Raw genomic sequence first — 4,389 nt, forward strand, 5'->3', positions numbered from 1 at the left:
CTGTCATTATTTGGAATATGCTTGTCAAGCATCAGCCCTTTACGCCTCCAGATCAGTATGAATATCTGGACCAAAAACGAAAGAGAAAGGTGCGAGAACTACAAAAACAATTAGCTAAATTGGAAACAACACTAGCCCAATTAAAAGGACCCCAAAATGCTCCTGTAGAGGCTTTCTAGAAACGTTAGTCAGAATTAACACCACAATAGCTATAGAACCATTTTGAGATTTTGTCTACTATTACCCCGTCCTAATTTCGGGGAGCCGACATTTTTAGGGGAGCTTACATATGTAATGAAGTATAACCAGCGTTTTGACTGCCTGATTAGTTAAGATTGTGCCCTGACTCTTCATTAGTCGAATATGATACAGCAGAGCAGTCCTATAATTGAAAAAAATAAAAAAAAACTAAGGCCAACAACAGAATAAAGCAAGCTCCCCCAGCTCATTCAGCCATCGACAATGCTATTGTCTACCTTTGCGTCCGTTCGGCAAAGGCTGGTGAAGGTCGCCTGCTTTATTCAATGGACGTTAGGTGGCATTAAAAGCTCATTAAGATACTGTCAGTGAAATAGCATGTTGTGTAAATGAATTGATGAAGACCATATTAATATATCTCTTACCGATTCTGCTGCTGGGCTATGTTGACTGCTTAGCACAAACTAACCCCGCTGACATAAAATCAGAAACAGAACCAAAATTCAAGAATCAAGGGGAGCAGGAAGACTATTGGGCAAAAGAGCTATTCGAAAAAAAATATAAGAAGCAGGTCTATCCAAGATTTAAAAGGATTCTTATAACTGAAAAAGATAATGTAATTAGTTTCGGTCCAACTACCATAGAGCTTTTAACGAACTCACCTGACCTACTACCAATCTTCACAACTGGACTTTTTTATCCTAGAATTCTTGATTCCCATAGCTTAAGAATTAGTGATTTAGAAGAACTTAAGTTTTTGTCGGACTCTCCGACAGTTAAGAGATTTAGATTTTGGTTATATCACCCAAATAGGGCTAATCCTCAAGTATATTTCTTCGAGTTGACCAATGAAAAAGCTGATGAAAATACGGATATAAAAGCCTTTATTGAGGGTGCTAGCTTGACATTCGTTAAAGACGGCTGGATAATATTATAAAAATAAAACGCCACCTAACAACAGAATAAAGCAAGGGCTGTAACAGCTCTTTGCCATTTACCTACAAAAACGATACTTTGCGTCGGATCAGCAGGCGGCAGTGACCAGCCCCTGCTTTATTCAATGGACGTTGCTCTTTATTGCAGTCGTTTGGTGTGGCAGTGGCAGCAGGAAAAAGAATAGCATCTGCCTTAGCGAGGGGTAATATGACAAGCCGCCAGCAGGAGGGCAAGAGGCGCTACAGGCAGAAAGTTTCTAATAATGATCTGCCGGTGCAGCATTGATCTTTCAGCTGGCATAGCAGGCGTAAAAAAGGTAAGCCCTTGTCTGGATCAGTAAGGTGCAGGTGGACTGGAAAGTAGTGCCGGCAAAGCAGGTTCTTTAAAATAATGACGGCTCTTAAAGGTCTTGCTCTATCAATGCCGGTAGGCAGGATGGGTGTGGGGCAGTAAAAGTCACTGCTGGTTAGTTAGCTGCAGAGCAGGAATAAAAAGCTTAGTGCAGGTGGACGGAAAGCAGGATGAGGGAAAGCCGGTGAGTAAATAATAAACAAAGAGCAACAACAAAATAAAGCAAGCGCCCCCAGCTCTTTTTGTAAAGGGGCTGGCATATTGTTACTTTCACTGTTAACCAACCGCAGCGGCGGCGCCTGCTTTATTTAACGACCATTGTGCTGTATTAAATCCTAGACATAATCCAAGTTTCCAGAATGTTTGTAATCAAAGCACATGTTTTACCAGCAGAGCCAAAAGGCGAAGACGGACAGATTAAAGGTGCCTTTGCGGTATTGTACATCGATTATAAAGACATTGACGGAGCATTTATATTAGCAAAGCATTACTTTGAGGAAAATGGCTGGACCATTAAAGAATTAGAAGACGAGTATCTCATCCTTAATTCTCCAGACGATGTAGATGATGAAAATATTCAATATTACGACGAAGCTTTAGAATTTGGATACTCGCTCATCTTTTACACCTATGATAATGAAGATGATGATGAAATAGATAGCGAGTAGAATAAAAAATAATAATAAACACAGCACAACAACAGAATAAAGCAAGGGCTGTCAGAGCTCTTTGCTATCTTACCAGAAACATCAACCAGACGTACTTTGAGGAGCGGCGGTGAGCAGCCCCTGCTTTATTCAATGGCCGTTGGGCTTAAGGTAAAATCGTTTGGAGGGACTAACAGTAGTTGGTGGCTTTCAGCTTCGCTGCCTGTTTCGGCGGACTTTCACTCAAATGGTAGCTGGACGGTAAAGCTTGACGCTCAACTAAACCTGGACTAAAAAAGAATGAAGGGGCCTGGTTGGCGGGAGGATTTGGCCAGAGCATGGTAGAAGCCCACCTTCATCGACCCCAGATCTGGTAAAGCCAGCTGGAGCACGGATTTGGCCTCCAGCGTTTAGCAACAAAATATAATAAGCAGGACGCAGCGTGACGGTGAATAATAATAAAGCGTGACGAAGGTTGACGCTGAATAATATAATAACAGAAGACAAGCCAGCAGCAGGTTTAAAAGCGGCAGCTGGTGGAGAATGAAATAAAATAAAAAACCCTAAGCCCAACAACAGAATAAAGCAAATGCTCCCAGAGCTTTCAGCCATTGCTTGTGCTGGCCGTTAGCTTTTCGTACTTTCAGCAAAGGGCAGTGAAGGGCATCTGCTTTATTCAACGGACGTTGGCACCTATTAAACCGATGAACAAGCTATATACTATAATCATTATACTGGCTGGAATGACTGTAGGATGTAATAGCTATACATCAAGTCAAGAATCTGTAGTGCGGTACTATGAGCAGAATGCTCCCACAATAGCAAGGATACACCAGCTGTCAAAAAGTATTGATCAAAACTTTCAGATTGATTTTCAGCAACAACGGGATACCTCCATCATGTTTATGGGAGGCAGTGTGGATTTTGAGCAGGCAGAGAATTTTATCATAGATATGTCATTTAAAGGCTCAATACAAAACCTTCTGGACAGTATCGAAAGGCAAACAAGCAATTGGATGGTCACTATAGATTTGTATGATCAGCATCTTAAAAGTATTCTACACCAGCAGGACACTAAGTTTGCTAAAAATATTTTAGAGCTACTCTCAACAGGACTGTCTGGAGGAGGCGGTACTATCATGAAGCAACAGGGCGTAGTAATTATCAATGACCTTGTAGATGATAGGCTTGTGGAATTCTTCATTCATGATAATCCTGACTTTACACTCTCTTCTGAAGAAAATGTGACGATTCAATCAGATATATATAAATCAAAAGAAATGTTAAGCTTCGAAACCGGTAAGATAAGCGATACCATTAGCTACAGGATCTATAAAAAATAAATAAAAACAGGTGCCAACAACAGAATAAAGCAAACGCCCTCACAGCTCCGTGGAAACAGAACTGCTAAACCAGAATCTTTTCATACTTTAACAACAGCCGGTGAAGGGCATCTGCTTTATTCAACGGACGTTGTGCCTAATGCTAAAATGAGCCAGTTCGTATTAACCTTCATCCTGTTAGTATCACCGTTGCTCCTTTTCGGACAGCAGGATGCTACCATTATCGATAAAGACCCTCTTTGCCATCAAATTGATTTGGCTATAAAGCATATAAAAGCAGATAAGGAAATAAAGACAGGAGCTTTGAGAATTGACCCTCTAATAAGGGACGGTTGGAATTACGAAGCCTTCGCCACAGAATATGTTGCAAATAAGCTAAATGAGACAAAAGAAGAACTACCTTCTTTAGAAGCAGAATTAACTGGACCCTTATGGAAATCTCTTGAGAATAAACCATATTTATCTGGAACTTATGTGGACCTTGGCTGCATAAAAAAGGAAAAGAACCCAAACCTGATTTTGTCAAAATTAGATGATGAATCCTTACTCGTGCACTTGACTACCAAAAAGCTTGGAAATGAAGGTTCATCTGGACAGACTTATCTTTTCTTCTTCGAGGACTCTAAAGTAAAAAGTGTCATCAGCAGCTCGTGGATAGAATAATAAACACTAGGCACAACAACAGAATAAAGCAAATGCCCCAACAGCTTTCAGCCATTGACAATGCAGGAAGCAATTTTTGCGTACTTTCGGTAAAAGCCGGTGAAGGGCATCTGCTTTATTCAACGGACGTTACCTTCAATAAAAATGAGCAATCCGTCACCAGCAGAATTGAAAGAAAGGTGGAGGTGGCGCTGGATAGGGTCACTGTTTGAATTTTCGCATCTGGAATATCAATGGGGACTTTGGATTGA

The 4,389-nt window shown here is 40.9% G+C and carries 4 protein-coding genes; all 4 read left to right on the top strand.

Annotation, left to right across the window (positions count from 1 at the left end; genetic code table 11):
- Nucleotides 1–595 precede the first annotated feature (595 nt).
- Nucleotides 596–1,135 (top strand): hypothetical protein, encoded by a 540-nt coding sequence (locus KWJ01_RS12890; protein WP_224996864.1) that lies wholly within the window; start codon nt 596–598, stop codon nt 1,133–1,135.
- A 709-nt stretch (nt 1,136–1,844) separates the two neighbouring features.
- Nucleotides 1,845–2,153, top strand: coding sequence for a hypothetical protein (locus KWJ01_RS12895; protein WP_224996865.1), 309 nt, complete (start codon nt 1,845–1,847; stop codon nt 2,151–2,153).
- A gap of 683 nt (nt 2,154–2,836) precedes the next feature.
- Nucleotides 2,837–3,475: a hypothetical protein gene (locus KWJ01_RS12900; protein WP_224996866.1), complete on the top strand. Its 639-nt coding sequence runs from the start codon at nt 2,837–2,839 to the stop codon at nt 3,473–3,475.
- A 147-nt stretch (nt 3,476–3,622) separates the two neighbouring features.
- The gene (locus KWJ01_RS12905; protein WP_224996867.1) at nt 3,623–4,138 is read left to right on the top strand and encodes a hypothetical protein; all 516 of its coding nucleotides are present in this window, start codon (nt 3,623–3,625) and stop codon (nt 4,136–4,138) included.
- Nucleotides 4,139–4,389: the final 251 nt, after the last annotated feature.

This window comes from Cesiribacter sp. SM1, from assembly GCF_020178975.1.
GTDB lineage: Bacteria > Bacteroidota > Bacteroidia > Cytophagales > Cyclobacteriaceae > Cesiribacter.

Bases quoted from the DNA above. Each gene is read 5' to 3' on its own strand.
- KWJ01_RS12890 (WP_224996864.1), top strand. From the start codon at position 596: ATGAAGACCATATTAATATATCTCTTACCGATTCTGCTGCTGGGCTAT.
- KWJ01_RS12895 (WP_224996865.1), top strand. From the start codon at position 1,845: ATGTTTGTAATCAAAGCACATGTTTTACCAGCAGAGCCAAAAGGCGAA.
- KWJ01_RS12900 (WP_224996866.1), top strand. From the start codon at position 2,837: ATGAACAAGCTATATACTATAATCATTATACTGGCTGGAATGACTGTA.
- KWJ01_RS12905 (WP_224996867.1), top strand. From the start codon at position 3,623: ATGAGCCAGTTCGTATTAACCTTCATCCTGTTAGTATCACCGTTGCTC.